Annotated in this window: 18 protein-coding genes; 9 read left to right on the top strand and 9 right to left on the bottom strand. The window is 72.1% G+C overall.

The window, feature by feature from the left end:
- The first annotated feature begins 101 nt into the window (after window positions 1-101).
- The 5 genes from ABZ215_RS10815 (at window position 102) to ABZ215_RS10835 (ending at window position 5,082) form a co-directional block, all read left to right on the top strand.
- Complete coding sequence (locus ABZ215_RS10815; RefSeq protein WP_020418518.1) at window positions 102-1,274, top strand: branched-chain amino acid ABC transporter substrate-binding protein; 1,173 nt, start codon at window positions 102-104, stop codon at window positions 1,272-1,274.
- An 89-nt stretch (window positions 1,275-1,363) separates the two neighbouring features.
- Window positions 1,364-2,359, top strand: coding sequence for a branched-chain amino acid ABC transporter permease (locus tag ABZ215_RS10820; protein ID WP_354949374.1), 996 nt, complete (start codon window positions 1,364-1,366; stop codon window positions 2,357-2,359).
- Window positions 2,356-3,468: a branched-chain amino acid ABC transporter permease gene (locus tag ABZ215_RS10825; protein ID WP_020418516.1), complete on the top strand. Its 1,113-nt coding sequence runs from the start codon at window positions 2,356-2,358 to the stop codon at window positions 3,466-3,468. Before ABZ215_RS10820 ends, ABZ215_RS10825 begins: the two co-directional genes overlap by 4 nt.
- Entirely contained in the window at window positions 3,465-4,382 is a 918-nt protein-coding gene (locus ABZ215_RS10830; RefSeq protein WP_020418515.1) for an ABC transporter ATP-binding protein, read from the top strand. The genes ABZ215_RS10825 and ABZ215_RS10830 overlap by 4 nt, the downstream gene beginning before the upstream one ends.
- Window positions 4,375-5,082 carry an ABC transporter ATP-binding protein gene (locus tag ABZ215_RS10835; RefSeq protein ID WP_323807007.1) on the top strand — a complete coding sequence of 236 codons (708 nt, stop codon included), beginning with the start codon at window positions 4,375-4,377 and terminating at the stop codon, window positions 5,080-5,082. Before ABZ215_RS10830 ends, ABZ215_RS10835 begins: the two co-directional genes overlap by 8 nt.
- Window positions 5,083-5,146: 64 nt before the next feature.
- Here the strand turns inward: ABZ215_RS10835 and ABZ215_RS10840 are convergent, their stop codons facing one another.
- Window positions 5,147-5,590 carry a hotdog fold thioesterase gene (locus ABZ215_RS10840; protein WP_017988046.1) on the bottom strand — a complete coding sequence of 148 codons (444 nt, stop codon included), beginning with the start codon at window positions 5,588-5,590 and terminating at the stop codon, window positions 5,147-5,149.
- An 85-nt stretch (window positions 5,591-5,675) separates the two neighbouring features.
- Here ABZ215_RS10840 and polA point away from each other — a divergent pair, with 85 nt between their 5' ends.
- The 4 genes from polA (at window position 5,676) to ABZ215_RS10860 (ending at window position 10,058) form a co-directional block, all read left to right on the top strand.
- The gene (gene polA / locus ABZ215_RS10845; RefSeq protein ID WP_354949375.1) at window positions 5,676-8,411 is read left to right on the top strand and encodes a DNA polymerase I; all 2,736 of its coding nucleotides are present in this window, start codon (window positions 5,676-5,678) and stop codon (window positions 8,409-8,411) included.
- Window positions 8,412-8,415: 4 nt separating this feature from the next.
- On the top strand, window positions 8,416-8,856 hold the full coding sequence (locus tag ABZ215_RS10850; RefSeq protein WP_354949376.1) for an AraC family transcriptional regulator: 441 nt from the start codon (window positions 8,416-8,418) through the stop codon (window positions 8,854-8,856).
- Between the two features lie 31 nt (window positions 8,857-8,887).
- Window positions 8,888-9,319, top strand: coding sequence for a VOC family protein (locus tag ABZ215_RS10855; RefSeq protein WP_237335763.1), 432 nt, complete (start codon window positions 8,888-8,890; stop codon window positions 9,317-9,319).
- Window positions 9,320-9,440: 121 nt separating this feature from the next.
- The gene (locus tag ABZ215_RS10860; protein ID WP_237335764.1) at window positions 9,441-10,058 is read left to right on the top strand and encodes a hypothetical protein; all 618 of its coding nucleotides are present in this window, start codon (window positions 9,441-9,443) and stop codon (window positions 10,056-10,058) included.
- A gap of 307 nt (window positions 10,059-10,365) precedes the next feature.
- On the opposite strand, the gene ABZ215_RS10865 is transcribed toward ABZ215_RS10860, so the two are convergent.
- The 8 genes from ABZ215_RS10865 to ABZ215_RS10900 all read right to left on the bottom strand — a co-directional run bounded on the left by ABZ215_RS10865 (window position 10,366) and on the right by ABZ215_RS10900 (window position 17,613).
- Window positions 10,366-11,592: a DUF6596 domain-containing protein gene (locus ABZ215_RS10865; protein ID WP_354949377.1), complete on the bottom strand. Its 1,227-nt coding sequence runs from the start codon at window positions 11,590-11,592 to the stop codon at window positions 10,366-10,368.
- Window positions 11,589-11,942, bottom strand: a complete 354-nt coding sequence (locus ABZ215_RS10870; RefSeq protein ID WP_020418509.1) for a YciI family protein — start codon at window positions 11,940-11,942, stop codon at window positions 11,589-11,591. The genes ABZ215_RS10865 and ABZ215_RS10870 overlap by 4 nt, the downstream gene beginning before the upstream one ends.
- On the bottom strand, window positions 11,939-12,559 hold the full coding sequence (locus tag ABZ215_RS10875; RefSeq protein WP_354949378.1) for a dihydrofolate reductase family protein: 621 nt from the start codon (window positions 12,557-12,559) through the stop codon (window positions 11,939-11,941). Before ABZ215_RS10875 ends, ABZ215_RS10870 begins: the two co-directional genes overlap by 4 nt.
- An 85-nt stretch (window positions 12,560-12,644) precedes the next feature.
- A complete protein-coding gene (locus tag ABZ215_RS10880) occupies window positions 12,645-13,229 on the bottom strand; it encodes a TetR/AcrR family transcriptional regulator (protein WP_354949379.1) in 585 nt (194 codons plus the stop codon).
- The gene (locus ABZ215_RS10885) at window positions 13,226-15,106 is read right to left on the bottom strand and encodes a YhgE/Pip domain-containing protein (RefSeq protein WP_020418506.1); all 1,881 of its coding nucleotides are present in this window, start codon (window positions 15,104-15,106) and stop codon (window positions 13,226-13,228) included. The genes ABZ215_RS10880 and ABZ215_RS10885 overlap by 4 nt, the downstream gene beginning before the upstream one ends.
- On the bottom strand, window positions 15,103-15,756 hold the full coding sequence (locus ABZ215_RS10890) for an ATP-binding cassette domain-containing protein (RefSeq protein WP_354949380.1): 654 nt from the start codon (window positions 15,754-15,756) through the stop codon (window positions 15,103-15,105). The genes ABZ215_RS10885 and ABZ215_RS10890 overlap by 4 nt, the downstream gene beginning before the upstream one ends.
- 73 nt (window positions 15,757-15,829) lie before the next feature.
- Window positions 15,830-16,753 carry a GNAT family N-acetyltransferase gene (locus ABZ215_RS10895; protein ID WP_354949381.1) on the bottom strand — a complete coding sequence of 308 codons (924 nt, stop codon included), beginning with the start codon at window positions 16,751-16,753 and terminating at the stop codon, window positions 15,830-15,832.
- Window positions 16,744-17,613, bottom strand: coding sequence for a class I SAM-dependent methyltransferase (locus ABZ215_RS10900; protein ID WP_020418503.1), 870 nt, complete (start codon window positions 17,611-17,613; stop codon window positions 16,744-16,746). Before ABZ215_RS10900 ends, ABZ215_RS10895 begins: the two co-directional genes overlap by 10 nt.
- Between the last annotated feature and the right edge of the window lie 79 nt (window positions 17,614-17,692).

Here is a 17,692-nt window from a genome sequence, read left to right on the forward strand (position 1 = left end):
CGTTCAGCGCCCGATAGGTCCCATCCCGGGACGGCCGCAGTCCGCGGCCGGCTGGATAGTTGGAGGAACGAGTGTCAGGAGCACGACTCACGCGAGTTCTCGTGCTGGCGGCGGCAGCAACGCTGGCGCTGGGTGCGTGCGCGGCGCGTGATGAGGGGAGCACGTCGGGCGACACCACCGGCTCGGCGGCGGCGCCTTCGCAGGCGGCCGACGCGGCCAACCCGCGCGGCGACGGCAAGGCGGTGTGCTCGGGAGTCTCGATCGCGTACGCGGGCACCATCAACGGCAACAGCGCGGCGCTGGGCCAGAACATCCTGCGCGGCGCCGACCTCGCGGTGAAGCAGCACAACGAGGCCAACCCGAACTGCCAGGTCACCTTGAAGCAGTTCGACACCGAGGGCAAGCCGGACAAGGCCCCGGGCATCGTCACGCAGGTCATCAACGAGTCCGACATCCTCGGCGTCGTCGGCCTGCCGTTCTCGGGTGAGTCGAAGGCCGCGGGCAACCTGTTCAACCAGGCCGGCCTGGTCACGATCAGCCCGTCGGCGACCAACCCGGCGCTGGCCGACAACGGCTGGAAGACCTTCTTCCGCGGCATGGGCAACGACTCCGTGCAGGGCCCGGCCGCGGCCAAGTTCCTCACCGAGACGCTCAAGGCCAACAAGGTCTGCGTCGTGGAGGACGACTCCGAGTACGGCATCGGCCTGGCCAACGCCGTCAAGCAGGCGCTCGGCTCGAAGGCCTCCTGCACCGACAAGGTGAAGACCGGTCAGACCGACTTCTCCGCGGTGGTCAACAAGATCGCCACCGAGAACCCGGACGCCGTCTTCTACGCGGGTTACTACCCCGAGGCCGGCCCGTTCGCGCAGCAGCTGAACGACAAGGCCGTCACCGCCAAGTTCGTCGGCCCGGACGGCGTGAAGGACAACGAGTTCCTCAAGGGTGCCGGCGGCGGCGCGACCAACGCCTACTTCACCTGCCCGTGCGTCCCGGAGGACAACTTCCGCGACTTCACCGCCGCGTTCAAGGCGGTCGAGGGCGCCGACCCGGGCACCTACTCGCCCGAGGGTTACGACGTCACGACCATCCTGCTCAAGGGCATCGACAGCGGCATCAAGGACCGCGCCGCGATGCTGAACTTCGTCAAGAACTACGACGGTCAGGGCCTGACGAAGAAGTTCAAGTGGAACGACAAGGGCGAGCTCTCGGACACCCCGGTGTGGAGCTACCGCGTCGAGAACGGAAAGATCGTCAACAACGGCCAGATCAGCTAACGACCTGACCTATCGGGCATGCACGCGGCCGACCGTCGCGTGCATGCCCGATCCATACCCGGGAATAGAGTGAACCCTTGTACCCCGCGATGACCACATTCCTCGCGCAGTCCGAGCCGTGGATCTCCTTCGACGTGGCCGGCCTCGCGGAGCAGTTCTGGAACAACACCGTGGACGGCCTGGCGCAGGGCGGCATCTACGCCCTGGTGGCGCTGGGCTACACCCTCGTCTACGGCGTTCTCAAGCTCATCAACTTCGCGCACTCCGAGGTCTTCGTCGTCGGCGCGTTCGCGACCTGGCTGACGTTCTACGGCCTCGGTTTCCGCTCCGGCGCCACGCCCGACCTGTCGATCGTCGAGCTGATCCTCTTCCTCGGCCTCGCCTGCCTGGCCGCGATGGCCGTCTCCGGCGGCACCGCGGTGCTGCTGGAACGCGTGGCCTACCGGCCGCTGAGAAAGCGCAACGCGCCGCGCCTGGTCTTCCTGATCACCGCGATCGGCGCCTCGTTCGCCATCCAGCAGACCCTGCGCCTGATCTTCGGCCTCAACCAGCAGCCCCAGATCCGGCTGCTGCAGCCGGAACCGCTGTTCCGGATCTTCGGCGCCACGGTCACCAACATCCACGTCATCCTCGTGGTGGCGGCGGTCGTGCTGTGGTTCGTGGCCGACTACTTCGTCAACCGGACCCGCCTGGGCCGCGGCATCCGCGCGGTCGCCCAGGACCCGGACACCGCCACGCTGATGGGCGTCAACAAGGAACGGGTCATCGTCATCACGTTCCTCGTCGGCGGGCTGCTCGCCGGCGCCGCCGCGCTGTTCTACATGATGCGGATCCCGCAGGGCGCCATCTACAACGGCGGCTTCCTGCTCGGCATCAAGGCGTTCACCGCCGCGGTGCTCGGCGGCATCGGCAACCTGCGGGGCGCGCTGCTCGGCGGGCTCCTGCTCGGCCTCGTGGAGAACTACGGCCAGTCGCTGTTCGGCGGCGAGTGGAAGGACATCGTGGCGTTCGTCGTGCTGATCGTCGTCCTGATGTTCCGTCCGACCGGCATCCTCGGCGAGTCCCTCGGGAAGGCACGCGTATGACGACCCAGACCGTGAGCGCGCCGCCGAAGCGCCGCTCCATCCGCGAGCAGTGGAACAACCTGTCCCGGCCGGCCCAGTGGGCGATCCTCATCCCGGTCGTGGTGCTGATCTACTTCCTGCCGGTGCTCAACCCGCCGCTGATCGCGACGACCGGCACCGACTTCCCGACCGCGATGTTCGACGTGGCCCGCTACGCGCTGGTCGCGATCGGGCTCAACGTGGTGGTCGGCCAGGCAGGCCTGCTGGACCTGGGCTACGTCGGCTTCTTCGCCGTCGGCGCCTACGTCGCGGCGCTGTTCACCAGCCCGAACTCCAGCCTGGCGAAGCTGCCCTACCTGTGGACGCTGCCGCTGGCGATGGCCGTCACGATGATCTTCGGCATCATCCTCGGCGCGCCGACCCTGCGGTTGCGCGGTGACTACCTGGCGATCGTCACGCTCGGGTTCGGCGAGATCATCCGCCTGGTCGCGGACAACGTCGACCCGCTGCGCGGCCAGTCCGGTTTCGAGCGGGTCGGCACCGACGCGAACGGCACGCCGTTCTTCGCCAACGCCACCGCCTGGTACTGGCTGACGATCACGATCATCATCGCGATCCTGCTGCTGGTCGGGAACCTGGAACGCAGCCGGGTCGGCCGCGCCTGGGTGTCGATCCGCGAGGACGAGGACGTCGCCGAGATCATGGGCGTCCCGGTGTTCAAGTTCAAGATCTGGGCGTTCGTCATCGGCGCCGCGATCGGCGGCCTGTCCGGCGCGCTCTACGCGGGCAAGCTCGGGTTCGTGAACAACCAGTCGTTCGACGTCATCACCTCGATGCTGTTCCTGGCCGCGGTGGTGCTCGGCGGCGCGGGCAACAAGGTGGGCGTGCTGCTGGGCGCGGCCGTGGTGGCGTACCTGCCGCTGCGGTTCGTGCAGCTGGCCGAGTACAACTACCTCATCTTCGGCATCGCGCTGATCATCCTGATGATCTTCCGCCCGCAGGGCCTGCTCGGCGCCCGCCAGCGCCTGCTGGCCCGGGGACGGCAGGCCTACCAGCGGCTGCTCGGCCGCGGTGAGCAGATCAGCGGGGAGAGCGCGCTGGCCGCCGACACGACGGGAGGTCCCCGATGAGCCACCCCAGCGAGGAGACCCCGGTCGAGGGCGGCCTGGTCGCCGAGGTCGCCCGGATGACCCCGGAGGAGCTCGCCGAGCACGAGGCCGAGGTCGCCGAAGCGGTCGCCGTCGACCGCGACATCAAGGTCGAGGTCGGCGAGACCCTGCTGGAGATGCGGGACGTGACGCTGAAGTTCGGCGGCCTGACCGCGCTGGACTCGGTGTCGTTCGGCATCCGCCGCGGCGAGATCCTGGGCCTGATCGGGCCCAACGGCGCCGGCAAGACCACCTGCTTCAACGCGATGACCGGGGTCTACCGGCCCACGTCGGGGCAGGTGCTGCTGGAGGACAAGCCGCTGGGCAAGGCCACCCGCCACCAGATCACGCAGCGCGGCATCGCCCGCACCTTCCAGAACATCCGGCTCTTCGGCGAGATGACCGCGCTGGAGAACGTCGTGGTCGGCACCGACGCCCGCCACAAGACCAGCGTCCTCGGCGCGCTGCTGCGGCTCCCGCGGCACCACCAGGAGGAGAAGACCGCGGTCGAGCGGGCCATGGCGCTGCTGGAGTTCGTCGGCATCGCCGACCGGGCCGCGGACAAGGCCAAGAACCTCCCGTACGGCTACCAGCGCCGCCTGGAGATCGCGCGGGCGATGGCCACCGAGCCGAAGCTGCTGTGCCTCGACGAGCCTGCCGCCGGGTTCAACCCGGCGGAGAAGGAAGAGCTCATGGGGCTGATCCGGAAGATCCGCGACGACGGCTACACCGTCCTGCTCATCGAGCACGACATGAAGCTCGTCATGGGCGTGACCGACCGGATCGTCGTTCTGGAGTTCGGCAAGAAGATCGCCGAAGGACTGCCGGCCGAGATCAGGGAGAACCCCGCTGTGATCGCCGCCTACCTGGGAGTGCCTGACGATGACGCTGCTTGAGCTTGACGGGGTCTCCGTCCACTACGGACGGATCCAGGCGGTCTCGGAGCTGACGCTGCGGGTCGACGAGGGCGAGGTCGTCGCCCTCATCGGCGCGAACGGCGCGGGCAAGAGCACCACGATGCGCGCCATCTCCGGCATCCGCCCGCTGTCGGCGGGCCGGATCACCTTCGCCGGCGAGGACATCACGAAGCTGCGCGCCGACCTGCGGGTCGTCCGCGGCATCTCGCAGGTGCCCGAGGGGCGCGGGGTGTTCCCGGGGATGACGGTCGCGGAGAACCTGGACATGGGCGCCTACGCGCGCAAGGACCGGAAGAACCTGCAGCCCGACCTGGACCGCGTGTTCGACCTGTTCCCGCGCCTTGCGGAGCGGCGCAACCAGGCCGGCGGCACGCTGTCCGGCGGTGAGCAGCAGATGCTGGCCATGGGCCGGGCGCTGATGGCCAAGCCGCGTCTGCTGCTGCTCGACGAGCCCTCGATGGGGCTCGCGCCGCAGTTCATCCAGCAGATCTTCCGGATCGTCACGGAGATCAACAAGCAGGGCACCACGGTGCTGCTGGTGGAGCAGAACGCGCAGCAGGCGCTGTCCCGCGCCCACCGCGCGTACGTGCTGGAGACCGGCCGGATCACCAAGACCGGCACCGGCACCGAGCTGCTGGCGGACTCCGCGATCAAGGAGGCCTACCTGGGCGTCGCCTGATCGGGTGGACCTGGAACGAGAAGGGCCCCGGCGCTCGTGCGCCGGGGCCCTTCTTCGTGGTGGATCAGCGGCTGCCGGGGGCGGCGTCGCGCACCAGGCAGGACAGGCGCGCGGTGCAGGTGCGGCGGCCCTGGTCGTCGGTCAGCACGATCTCGGCGGTGATGGTGCCGCGGCCGACGTGCAGCGGCGTCGCCACGCCGGTGACCAGGCCTTCCCGCGCGGCGCGGTGGTGGGTGCAGGACAGCTCGAACCCGAGCGTGGCCTTGTCCGCGCCCGCGTTGAGCGCCGCCACGGTCGAGCCCAGCGCCTCCGCGAGCACGGCGTTCGCGCCGCCGTGCAGCAGGCCGTAGGGCTGCAGGTTGCCCTCGACCGGCATCGTGCCGACCACCCGCTCCGCCGTGAGCTCGACGAACTCGATGCCGAGCTTGTCGTTGAGCTGCTGCTCCGCGACGCGCGGATCGATGCCCGCGAGCTGCTCGCGGATGGCTTCGGAGAGGTTCTCGGACAACGCGGGTGACTCCTCGGTGAGACGACGGCAAGGCAGGACGACCGCTCGCGCGGTTCTGTCGGTGCCCCACCCTAGACTCGCACCCGTGAGCCCCAGCCAGAACCAGCCAGTAGCCAACACCACAGCGACGGCGCCCGCGGAAGGACGGCCGCGGCTGTTGCTGATCGACGGCCACTCGATGGCCTACCGCGCCTTCTTCGCCGTGCCTGCCGACCGGTTCAAGACCTCCACCGGCCAGGTCACCAACGCGGTGTTCGGGTTCACCTCGATGCTCATCAACCTGCTGCGCGACGAGCAGCCGACGCACCTCGCGGTGGCGTTCGACGTGTCGCGGCAGACGTTCCGCTCGGCGACCTTCGCCGACTACAAGGCCACCCGGACGTCGACGCCGGACGAGTTCAAGGGGCAGGTAGACCTGGTCAAGGACGTGCTCGGGGTGCTCGGCATCCCGGTGCTGACCAAGGACAACTACGAGGCCGACGACATCATCGCCACGCTGACCACGCAGGCCACGGCCGAGGGCTACCAGGTGCTGATCTGCACCGGCGACCGCGACGCGCTGCAGCTGGTGGACGACTCGACGACGGTCCTGTACCCGCGCAAGGGCGTGTCCGACCTGGTCCGCTACGACCCGGCCGGGGTGGCGGAGAAGTACGGGCTCACGCCGTCGCAGTACCCGGACTTCGCGGCGCTGCGCGGCGACCCGTCGGACAACCTGCCGGGCATCCCCGGGGTGGGGGAGAAGACCGCGACCAAGTGGATCCAGCAGTTCGGGTCGCTGGACGCGCTGATCGACCGGGTCGACGAGGTCAAGGGCAAGGTCGGCGACGCGCTGCGCGCCCACTTGAGCTCGGTGACGCTCAACCGCCAGCTCACCGAGCTGGTGCGGGACGTGCCGCTGGACGCCACGCCCGGCGACCTCGCGCTCAAGCCGTGGGACCGGGACGCGGTCCACCGGCTGTTCGACGAGCTCGAGTTCCGGGTGCTGCGCGACCGGCTGTTCCAGACGCTGTCCAGCGCGGAGCCGGAGGCCGAGTCCGGGTTCGAGGTGGAGGGCGCCGCGGTGCCCGCCGGCGGTCTCGCGGCGTGGCTGTCGAAGCACACCAAGGCCGGCCAGACCGTGGGCCTGTCCTTCCGCACCACCGGTTCGTCGGTGCGGTCGGACATCCAGTCGATCAGCCTGGCCGCGCCGGGCGGCGAGGCCGGTTACGTCGACGTGACCGCCCTGGACGAGGCCGACGAGCAGGCGCTGGCCGCGTGGCTGGCCGACCCGGCGATCGCCAAGGCCGGGCATGCGCTGAAGGTGCCGCTGCACGCGCTGCGGGCGCGCGGCTGGAAGCTCGCGGGCCTGGCGATGGACACCGAGCTGGCCGCGTACCTGGTCCGGCCGGGGCAGCGGTCGTTCGAGCTGGACGACCTGGTGCTGCGGTACCTGCAGCGCGAGCTGCGCAACGACAGCGACTCCGGCGACGGCCAGCTGTCCCTGCTCGACGGCGACGACGGCGACCAGAAGCTGGTGCAGGGCGAGCTGGTCCGCGCCAGCGCGGTCGCCGAGCTGGCCGGCGCCCTCTCCGCCGAGCTGGAGAAGATCAGCGGCACCAGGCTGCTCGGCGACATCGAGCTGCCGTTGCTGCAGGTCATCGCCGAGGTCGAGGCCGCGGGCGTGGCCGTCGACATCGAGCAGCTGACCGCGCTGGAGGCGCACTACGGCGCCCGCGTGAAGCAGGCCGCCGAGGCCGCGTACGGCGTGATCGGCAAGCAGGTCAACCTGGGCTCGCCCAAGCAGCTGCAGGTCGTGCTGTTCGACGAGCTGGGCATGCCGAAGACCAAGCGCACCAAGACCGGCTACACCACCGACGCCGAGGCGCTGCAGACGCTGTACGAGAAGACCGAGCACCCGTTCCTGCAGCACCTGCTGGAGCACCGGGACGCCACCCGGCTCAAGAGCACGGTCGAGGGCCTGCTCAAGTCGGTCGCCGACGACGGCCGGATCCACACCACGCTGCACCAGACGATCGCGGCCACCGGTCGTCTGTCCTCTGTGGACCCGAACCTGCAGAACATCCCGATCCGCACCGAGGAGGGCCGCCGCATCCGCGACGCGTTCGTCGTCGGCGACGGGTACGCGGAGCTGCTCACCGCGGACTACAGCCAGATCGAGATGCGGATCATGGCGCACCTGTCCGAGGACGCGGCGCTGATCGAGGCGTTCCAGTCCGGGTTCGACTTCCACGCGGCCACCGCGGCGCGCGTGTTCGGCGTCGACCCGGCCGAGGTCACCGGGCCGCAGCGGGCGAAGATCAAGGCGATGAACTACGGCCTGGCCTACGGGCTGTCGGCCTACGGCCTGTCGCAGCAGCTGCGGATCTCCACCGAGGAGGCCCGCGGGCTGATGGACGAGTACTTCGCCCGGTTCGGCGGGGTGCGCGACTACCTGCACAGCGTCGTGGTCGAGGCGGGCAAGGTCGGCTACACCGAGACGATCTTCGGCCGCCGCCGCTACCTGCCCGACCTCAACAGCGACAACCGGCAGCGGCGCGAGATGGCCGAGCGGATGGCGCTCAACGCGCCGATCCAGGGCAGCGCGGCCGACATCATCAAAGTCGCGATGATCGGCGTGCACCGCGCGATCGCCGAGACCGGCCTGCGGTCGCGGGTGCTGCTGCAGGTGCACGACGAACTGATCGTCGAGGTCAGCGAGGGCGAGCGCGACCGGGTCGAGGAGCTGGTGCGCCGCGAGATGGGCGCGGCGTACGAGCTGGCCGTGCCGCTGGAGGTGTCGGTCGGGTTCGGCCGGTCCTGGAACGAGGCGGCGCACTGACGGCATGACGGACCGGGTGGCGGTGGTGGCGCAGGTGCGCCGCGCCAAGGACTGGATGGACGCGCACTACGCCGAGCCCCTCGACGTGGACGCGCTCGCCGCCGTCGCCTGCTGTTCGCGCTACCACTTCATGCGCTCGTTCGCCGCCGCCTACGGGGAGAGCCCGAAGGCCTACCTGACGCGGCGGCGCATCGAGCGGGCGCAGGACCTGCTGCGGTCGGTGAACCTGACGGTCACCGAGGTGTGCCTGGCCGTCGGGTTCACCAGCCTCGGCACGTTCAGCCGCCGGTTCGCCGAGATCACCGGTTCCTCGCCGAGCGAGTACCGGGCGCGGGTGCGCGCGGACGGGCCGCCGCCGGTGCCAGGGTGCTACCTGATGATGTGGACCCGGCCCGCGGCGGGAACAGCACATTCGGAGAAGCCGGGGGACGCCCCGGGTCAGTAGCGTTCTTCCCATCGACCACAGGAGGTTCGCGATGATCAAGGGGCTGTCCCACTCCAGCGTGTACGTGCTGGACCAGGATTCGGCGAAGGCGTTCTACACCGAGAAGCTCGGCTTCGAGGTGCGGCGGGACCTGCAGATCGGCGATTTCCGCTGGCTCACGGTCGGGCCGCCCGACCAGCCGGACCTCGACTTCATCCTGATGAAGCCGGGGCCGCCGCAGCACGACGCGGAGACCGAGAAGCAGATCCGGGAACTGGTGGCCAAGGGCGCGTTCGGCGGGGGCGTGTGGAAGACCGCCGACTGCCGCGGGACGCACGCCGAGCTGGCCGCGCGCGGGGTGACGTTCCTGCAGGAGCCGGCCGAGCGGCCGTACGGGATCGAGGCCGTGTTCCGCGACGACTCGGGCAACTGGTTCAGCCTCACCCAGCCGCACGCGTTCGATCCGGGCAAGGACTGGGGCTGATCTTCGCCGGTTCCCGGCCGGATCGGGCGGTGGGACGTGGAAAGGTTTCCGGCGTGTTGCGGCGGGGAGAAGGCCACGTCGAGAGGCTGCCCGTGCCGCGAGCAGCAGGTAGCGTGGGGTCATGGCTGGCCGGAAAGCGCTGATCCTGGCGGGTACGGGGATGCTGGCCGGGCTCGCCGAAGTCCTGACCAGGGAGGGCTGGCACGTGGTGCTGCCGTCCCGGCGGTACCACCCGCTCGACTGCGAGGTGCGGCCGGGGGAGGCGGCGCGGCGGTCGATGCGGCCGCCGGGACACCGGCCCTTCCGCGACGGCACGATCCGCCCGTGGGGCGGCGGGAAGGCGATCTGGGTCGAGGCGCACTGGGACCGGCCGCGGGAGCTCGCCGCGAAGGCGGAGCTGGCGCTGCGCGGGCAGGCGGACCTGCTGGTGGCGTGGATCCACGAGCAGTACCGGCGGTCGGTGATGGGCGCGGTGGAGTCCCTGCTCGCCGACGGCGCGCCGGTGGTGGAGGTGCGGGGCGGCCTCAGCGGCACCGGGGCGGTCGAACCGCCCGACCCGCTGCTGCCCCTGCACCCGACCCAGGTGGTGCAGCTGGGCACGGTCTCCGCCTACGACGCCCACCGGTCCCTGGCCCAGGCCGAGATCGCCGAGGGAGTGCTCGAAGCGGTGCGCCGGGCCCTGGCCGGCCACGCGACTTCGACACACCAGATCGGCCAGCTGCGGCCGATGGTGCGCTGAGCCCGCGCGCTGCCGGTCGCGGCCGCGGGCGGGGATCGGACGTTGGTGGGCACATGCGGCTCGGACTGGGACCGCGTGCTGCCGGAATTCGCGGATGGTGCCGGGCGGGGGAACCGCCTCGATGGCGAGCAGGTGCGGCCGCCGGTGCCCTGGGTGGCGCGCTCGGCCCCCGCTTGGCAGCCGGGATCGCGTGCCGCTGGAATTGGCGGAGGCTCGCCCCGATGTCGGGTGGGGGATGCGCCTCGTTGGTGGGCGGGCGCGGGCCCAGGGAAGCGGCCCAGGCGAGCGGCCGGGCGGGGCCAGCCCATCAACCCGGGGCGCCGATTTCCCGCATCTCGGCGAGGCGGTCCGCCAGGAACGCGCGCTCGGCCTCGTTCTCCGTCAGGCGCAGAGCGTGCTCGTAGGCGGCGGCCGCCTCGACCGGCCGGCCCAGGCGCCGCAGCAGATCCGCCTTGATCGCGGGCAGGTAGTGGTACCCGGACAACCGGCGGTCGCCTTCCAGCGCCGTCACCTCGGCCAGCGCCTGCGCCGGGCCGTCGACCATCGCCACCGCCACCGCCCGGTTCAGCGCCACCACCGGGGACGGCCACACCTTCGCCAGTTCGTCGTACAGCACCAGGATCTGCGGCCAGTCCGTCGCCTCGTACGACGGTGCGCTCGCGTGCAGCATCGCGATCGCCGCCTGCAGGGCGAAACGGCCTGGCGGGCCGCCGCGCAGGGATGTCACCACCAGCTCGTGCGCCTCCGCGAGCGCGTCGCGATCCCAGCGGGAACGGTCCTGTTCGGACAGCAGCAGGAGCCGCCCCGTCCCGTCCGTGCGCGTCGCCCGGCGCGCGTGCCCTGCCAACAGCAACGCCAGCAACCCCCGCACCTCCCGCGAGTCCGGCACCAGCTCCCGCAGCAGCCGCGCCAGTTCCAGCGCCCGCTCGGCGCACGCCACCCGCATCAGCGACTCGCCCGACGGCGCCGTGTGCCCGGTCGTGAACAGCAGGTGGATCGTCGTCAGCACCGCGTCCAGCCGCTCCGGCAGCTCGGCCGGCGCGGGCATCCGGAACGGGATCCGCGCCGCCGCGATCTTCTTCTTCGCCCGCGTGATCCGGGCCGCCATCGTCGCCGGCGGCACCAGGAACGCCGCCGCGACGTCCGGCGTCGGCACGCCGCACACCAGCCGCAAGGTCAGGGCCACCTGCGCCTCGGCCGACAACGCGGGGTGGCAGCACAGGAACACCAGCCGCAGCGGGTCGTCGGCCACCGGGCCGTCCGGCGCGGGCTCGACCAGCAACGGCAGCTTCGCGCGCAGCGTCGCCGCGCGCCGCAGGGCGTCCAGCGCGTTGTGCCGCGCCGCGGTCGTCAGCCACGCGGCCGGGCGGTCCGGGACGCCGTCGCGGGCCCACGAGTCGAGCGCGGCGGCGTAGGCGTCCTGGACGCACTCCTCCGCCAGGTCGAGATCACGCGTGAGGCGCACCGTCGCGGCGAGCACCCGGGCCCACTCGCGGCGGTGCGCGTCGGCGACGGCGTCCCGGACCCCGGTCACACCTCCATCAACGGCCGCACCTCGACCGCCCCGTCCATGATCGGCAGCAGCTTCCCGATGGCCACCGCCTGATCGAGGTCGGCCGCCTCGACCACGAAGAACCCGGCGATGACCTCCTTGCTCTCCAGGAACGGGCCGTCGGTCACCGCGCCGCCCTTGTGGATCGTGCGGGCCTGCGCCACCGGCTGCAGCCCCTGCTCGTGCACCACCCGGGCGCCCATGGCCTCGATCTTCGGCCCGACGGCCAGGTTGGCCTCCATGACCTCCGGCGGGATGTCGGCCACGCCGCCGGGGAGTTCCTTTTCGTAGATCAGGATCGCGTACTGCGGCATCGTCACGTCCCCGCTCACCAGTTGCCCGTTTCCGGCCCCATCGCACCACATTCGAGCCCGCCCGCGCGCCGGTAGCGGTGCAGCAGCCCGCCGCGCGGCAACCGCTCGGTGCGGGTCAGCTCCAGCGCGCCCGGCCCGGCGCCGGAGCCGAACAGCCGCTTGCCCGACCCGATCACCACCGGGAACACCAGCAGCTGGAACTCGTCGACCAGGTCGTGCGCGAGCAGCATCTGCACCAGGTCGCTGCTGCCGTGGACCTGGATGTCCCCGCCGTCGCCGCGCTTGAGCTCGGCCACCGCCCCGGCGGCGTCCCCGCGCAGCAGCGTGCAGTTGCGCCAGCCCACCTCGGTCAGCGTCCGCGAGGCGACGAACTTCGGCAGCCCGTTCATCAGGTCGCCGAACGGATCGTCGGCCAGCGGCCACGTCGCGGCGAACTCCTCGTAGGTCTTCCGGCCGAGCAGGAGCGCGCCGGCTCCGCGGGTGAATTCGAGCATCAGCTCCAGCACCCGCTCGCCGATGAACGGCACCGCCCAGCCGCCGTGGGCGAAGCCGCCGTCGCGGTCCTCGTCCGGGCCGCCCGGCGCCTGCATCACGCCGTCGGCCGTCACGAACGCCGTGACCACCAGTTTCCGCATGCCGATCCCTTCCTCACCGGGCGTCCCGGTGACGCCCGCGCCCCTACGGCGAACGAGCGGCCCCGGAATCGACAACCGGCGGGAACTAATCCTGGCGGGCCACGCCCCGGACGAGGAGCATGATGCCCTCGCGCACCTCGGCTCGCGAGCGCTGCGGCTGGAACACCTGCCAGTCCAGGGCGACGACCAGCAGCGTGCCGAACAGCCCGGCCGCCGCGGTCGGCACCTCGATCCCCGGCGGCAGGCGCCCGGCGTCGGCGACCCGCTGCAGCTGTTCCTTCACGATGGAGACGATGTCCTCGCGCAGCAGCGACAGCGTCTCCTGCCACTGGCCCGGCGTCCGCCACAGCTCGCTGACCAGGATCTGCGAGAACCCGCGGTGCCCCGCGATGAACTCCAGCCCGGTGTCCACCAGGGACTCCAGCGCGGCCACCGGGTCGGGCTCGGCCGCGTGCGCCCGCAGCCGCTCGGCGAGCTGTCCGACGCCGTAGCGCAGCAGCGCGTCGATCAGCCCGTCCTTGCTGCCGAAGTTGTAGTACACGGTGCCCTTCGCGACCCCGGCCGCTGCCGCGATCTCGTCCACCGTCAGCCCGGGCAGCCCCTTCTCGGTGGCCAGCCGCAGCGTCGCCTCGAACAGCTTCTGCTTGGTGCTTTCGCCGCGCGGGCTCACAGCGACAGCTCCGGCTGCAGCTTCGACACCGTCCACACCCGTTGCCTGCGCGCGGCCAGCGCCGACACCGCGAGCGCGCCCACGAGGTAGGCGACCAGCACCCCGATGTCCAGCAGGTTCCGCAGCGACGCGCCGGTGTAGAGCAGGTGCCGCAGCCCGTCGACCACGTACCCCATCGGCAGCACGACGTGCAGCGGGTACAGCGCGTCCGGCAGGGTCTGCCACGGGAACGTGCCGCCCGCGCTGACCAGCTGCAACACCAGCAGCACCAGCCCGAGGAACTTGCCGACGGCGCCGAAGAACGCGTTGAGCGCGTGCACGATCGCGGTGAACGTCAGCGACGCCAGGATCGCGAACGCCAGCGCGCCCACCGGGTGCGCGATGTGGATGCCGACGAACCAGGTGACGGCGGCGAACAACACGACGACCTGCGCGATGCCCAGCAGCGCCGACGGCAGCCACCCGCCGAGCGCGACCCGCAGCGGCGCGGTGCCCGCCGCGATAGCCCGCGACGACAGCGGCCGGATCAGCAGGAACAACACGAATGCGCCGATCCAGGTGGCCAGGGCGAGGAAGAACGGGGCCAGCCCGGCGCCGTAGGTGCCCGCGGAGGCGACGCCGACGGAGTTGACCGCGACCGGGTCGGCGATCGTGTCCGCGGTCGCGGTCCGCGTCGGGTCGCTGGGGTTGGGGATCTGCTGGAGCCCGTTGTTCAGGCCGTCCCGCAGCTGGCCGGCGCCGGTCGCCAGCTCCCGCGTCCCGGACAACGCGGTCTTCTCGCCGTCGTTGAGCTGGTTCGCGCCGGCCGAGAGCGTGTTCGCGCCGTCGGCGGCCTGCGCGATGCCGCCGGACAGCGCGGGCGCCGAGTTCGCCAGCGTGGCGGCCCCGGCCGCGACCTGCCGCGCCCCGTCGGCGAGCTGGTTCAGCTGGGCCGACGTCTGCTGGATCCTCGAGTTGGCCTGGTCGACCGGGGCCCGCAGGTCGCCGAGCACGCCCTGCACCCGCTCGATGTCGGCCTCGGACAGCCCGGCCGCGCGCAGCCGGTCGGTGAGCTGGTTGTTCACGTCGTCGAGGTTGCGCACCAGCTGGGCGGACCCGCTCGCGACGGTGGACCCGGCCGCGGCGACCTGGCTGTTGCCGTCGGCGACCTGCTGGGCGCCGTCGGCCAGCTGCCGGGTGCTCTGCGGCAGGGTCGCGGTGCTCGACCGGAGCGTGGACAGCCCGGACGACAGCTGGGCGCTGCCGGTGGCCAGCTGCTGTGCCCCGTCGGCGAGCTGCTGCTGGCCGGTGAGCAGCCGGTTCGCGCCGTCGGCGAGCTGGGTGGCGCCGGTCGCGGCCTGCTGGGTCTGCTGGTAGATGGTCGAAAAGCCCATCAGGAACCGGTTCGCGGCCTCGCTGCCCACCTTCTCCGCGATCGTGTCGCGGATCTGCTCGGCGACCTGGTTGGCGATGGTGTGCGAGAGGTAGTTGTTCGCGTCGTTCGTGGTCAGCTGGATCGTGGCGCGCTGCGGGGTGAAGTTGCCGCTGGAGAGCAGCGCGGCGGAGAAGTCGCGCGGGATCGTGATCGTGAACGCGTAGCGGTCGTCGCGCACCCCGGCGTCGGCCTCGGCCGCGGAGACCTCGTGCCACTGGAACGTGCCCGAGCCGACCACCGAGGACGTGACCTCGTCGCCGACGTTGCGGTCGGCGGATCCCGCGTCCTCGTTGACGATCGCCGCGGGCAGCTTGCCGAGGCGGCCGTAGGGGTCGAAGTTGGCGTAGAGGTAGAACGACGCGTACAGCAGGGGGACGAGCACCAGCGCGGCCACGGCGAGCTTGGGCAGCTTGCCGGAGGTCAGGCGGCGCAGTTCCCCGGCGGCGAGCCGGAGGCCGGTCACTGCGGATCTCCTTGCACGAGTTCGGGTTCGGGCTGCCCGGTGCGGCCGAGCAGCGCCGGGGGAGCGGGCAGCGCCCCGGTCGGGGCGGTGGCGGTCAGCACGACGACGGCGAAGCCGCGCTCGGCGTGTTCGCGGGCGAGGCCGGCCCAGCTGGAGACGTCGCTGGTGTGCCGGTCGGGGGTGTCGAGCACGAGCAGCCGCACCCCGGGCCGCGCCGCGGCCAGCGCGGTGAGCAGCCGGGTGCGCTCGGCGGGGGACAGGTGCTCGAACCGGACGTCCGCGCGCCCGGCGAGGTCGTGCTCGGACAGCCACCGCGCGACGGCGTCCTTGCCCGCGGGCAGCTTCCCGATCGACAGCTCCTCGGCGACGACCATCCGCACCGGCAGCGAGTCCTCCGGCGCGGTGATCTCTGGCGCGTCCACCACGGCGCTGACGCGGCGCAGCTTCGCGGCGTCCGCCTTGCCGTCGAGCGTCACGAGCCCGGTCGTCGGCCGCATCCGCCCGGTCAGGGCGAGACCGAACGCGGTCACCCCGGCGCCCGGCTCGCCGTGCGCGAAGACGAGTTCGCCCTCGCCGACGGCGAGCGAGGTCGGCGGCAGCACCGTGCCGTGCGGACCTTCGACGGTGACCCGGTCGGCGTGCACCCGCACAGGATCCCCCTCTTTTGAACTGACTGGTCAGTTCAAAAGTTACGCCCGTCCTCCGGAGCCCGCAACTCGGGGGTCAGCGCAGCGCGGACGCGGGCCGGACCTCCCAGTACGACCACAGCGGCCGGTACCCTTGACGCGGCCAGAACACCGAGGACAGCGGGTTGGCCGGGTTGTAGTAGAGGTAGGTCGCGCGGGCGCCGAGGTCGGCGAACTCGCGGTGCACCCGGCTCAGCAGCGCCCGGCCGATGCCTTCGCCGCGCACGTGCTCGCTGGTCGCCACGTTGTTGACGTAACCCCACTGCCCGGCGGGCAGCAACTCGGCGGCCCACGACCCGGGCGCCGACTCGACCCACCCGCAGTCGGCCAGCGCGACGGCGACGCCGTCCCGTTCGGCGAGCCAGACCGGCGCGTCCGCGGCGAGGTTGCGCTCCAGCCGCGGCGTGATCAGCTCCGCGGTGCCCGGCCGCCACGGCCCGGCGACCAGGCTGGAGTAGTGGAACGTGGCCATCGACAGCGCCACGACCTCCTCGAGGTCCTCCGGCCGCGCGCGGCGGATCGTCACGCCCGGCGGGGGCGGGTGCTCCTCCGGCGGGCCGGTGCGGACGGCGAGCACGGACAGCGGCACCAGGCCGTGGTCGAGGAACGCGCGCACCGCCTCGGCGTCCCGGCTCGGCCAGGTCACCGTGCACGACGAGTCCGCGCCGGGCGACTCCCGGTCCATCCGGCGCCGCCAGGCGCGCAGCAGCGCGTCCATGCCCACGGTCCCGGTGTCCCCGACGCACGGGAACAGCTGCCACACCTGCGCGGCCGACCACAGCAGGTCGAACGCGCCAGGCTGGTGCCGCTGGACCTGGACCACCCCGGTGACGCGGGTGCCGTCCGCGGTGGCCGCGGTCAGCACCTCGCCCTCCGGCGGTGGCGCGGCGGGCGGCAGCAGCGGGTCCAGCGCGCTGAACCGGGCCCGCTGCGCGGACAGCAGCGCCGCGCTCACGGGCACGCGCGCGCCCGGAAGATCGCCGTGCCCGGGAAGAGCTTGCCCCGCAGCGGGCTCCACTGGCCCCACACCCGGGTGTGCCCGGCCGGCCACTCCGGCTCGATCAGGTCCTCCAGCGCGAACCCGGTGGCCGCCAGCGCCCGCACGTAGTCGCCCACCGTGCGGTGGTACTCCACGTAGGTCGCCTTCCCGTCCCCGTCGACCTCCACGTAGGGGGTGCGGTCGAAGTACGGCTGGCTCGCGGTCAGCCCGGCCGGCCCCGGGTCGTCCGGGAAGATCCAGCGGATCGGGTGGGTCACCGCGAACACCCACGGCCCGCCCGGCCGCAGCACCCGGCGCACCTCGGCGAACACGGTCTCGATCGAGGCCACGAAGGGCAGCGCGCCGAACGCCGAGCAGGCCACGTCGACGCTCCCGTCCGCCAGCGGCAGCCGCTCGGCCGTCGCCTGGACCAGCGGGACCTCGATCCCGGTGCGCGCCGCGCCCGCGCGGGCGTGCCGGAGCATCCCGGCCGACAGGTCGAGCCCGACCGGGTGCGCGCCCGCCGTGGCCAGCCAGCGCGAGCACGCCGCCTGGCCGCACCCGATCTCGGCCACGCGGCGGCCCCGCACGTCGCCGAGCAGCCGGGCGTCGGCCTCGCGCACGCCCTCCGGGCACCACACGAAGTCCGCGTCGCCGAGGAAGCCGCCGTGGGTGGCCTGGTAGTCGTCGGCGTCGGCGTCCCACCAGGCCAGGTTGGCCGCCGTCGCCTCGTCCGCGGTCACCTCCCGGTGCGCCACGCCGACCGTGCCGAGCCGGTGTTCGGCGCGGGCGTGCCGGTCCGGGTCGAGGTCGCCGCCGTTGTCGTCTGCCGCCGTCGTCACACCGGTATTCTCACCGGTCAGCCCCGCCGCGTCCGTGCGGGCGACCCTGTTTGTGCCGCGCGTGGGCGGCCGCGTACGA

The organism is Amycolatopsis sp. NPDC006131 (assembly GCF_040614175.1).
Taxonomy (GTDB): Bacteria; Actinomycetota; Actinomycetes; order Mycobacteriales; family Pseudonocardiaceae; genus Amycolatopsis_E; species Amycolatopsis_E tucumanensis.

Coding starts and splice junctions, on each gene's coding strand:
- ABZ215_RS10850 (WP_354949376.1), top strand. CDS start 8,416: ATGACGGACCGGGTGGCGGTGGTGGCGCAGGTGCGCCGCGCCAAGGAC.
- ABZ215_RS10820 (WP_354949374.1), top strand. CDS start 1,364: ATGACCACATTCCTCGCGCAGTCCGAGCCGTGGATCTCCTTCGACGTG.
- ABZ215_RS10875 (WP_354949378.1), bottom strand. CDS start 12,559: ATGCGGAAACTGGTGGTCACGGCGTTCGTGACGGCCGACGGCGTGATG.
- ABZ215_RS10825 (WP_020418516.1), top strand. CDS start 2,356: ATGACGACCCAGACCGTGAGCGCGCCGCCGAAGCGCCGCTCCATCCGC.
- ABZ215_RS10860 (WP_237335764.1), top strand. CDS start 9,441: ATGGCTGGCCGGAAAGCGCTGATCCTGGCGGGTACGGGGATGCTGGCC.
- ABZ215_RS10830 (WP_020418515.1), top strand. CDS start 3,465: ATGAGCCACCCCAGCGAGGAGACCCCGGTCGAGGGCGGCCTGGTCGCC.
- ABZ215_RS10855 (WP_237335763.1), top strand. CDS start 8,888: ATGATCAAGGGGCTGTCCCACTCCAGCGTGTACGTGCTGGACCAGGAT.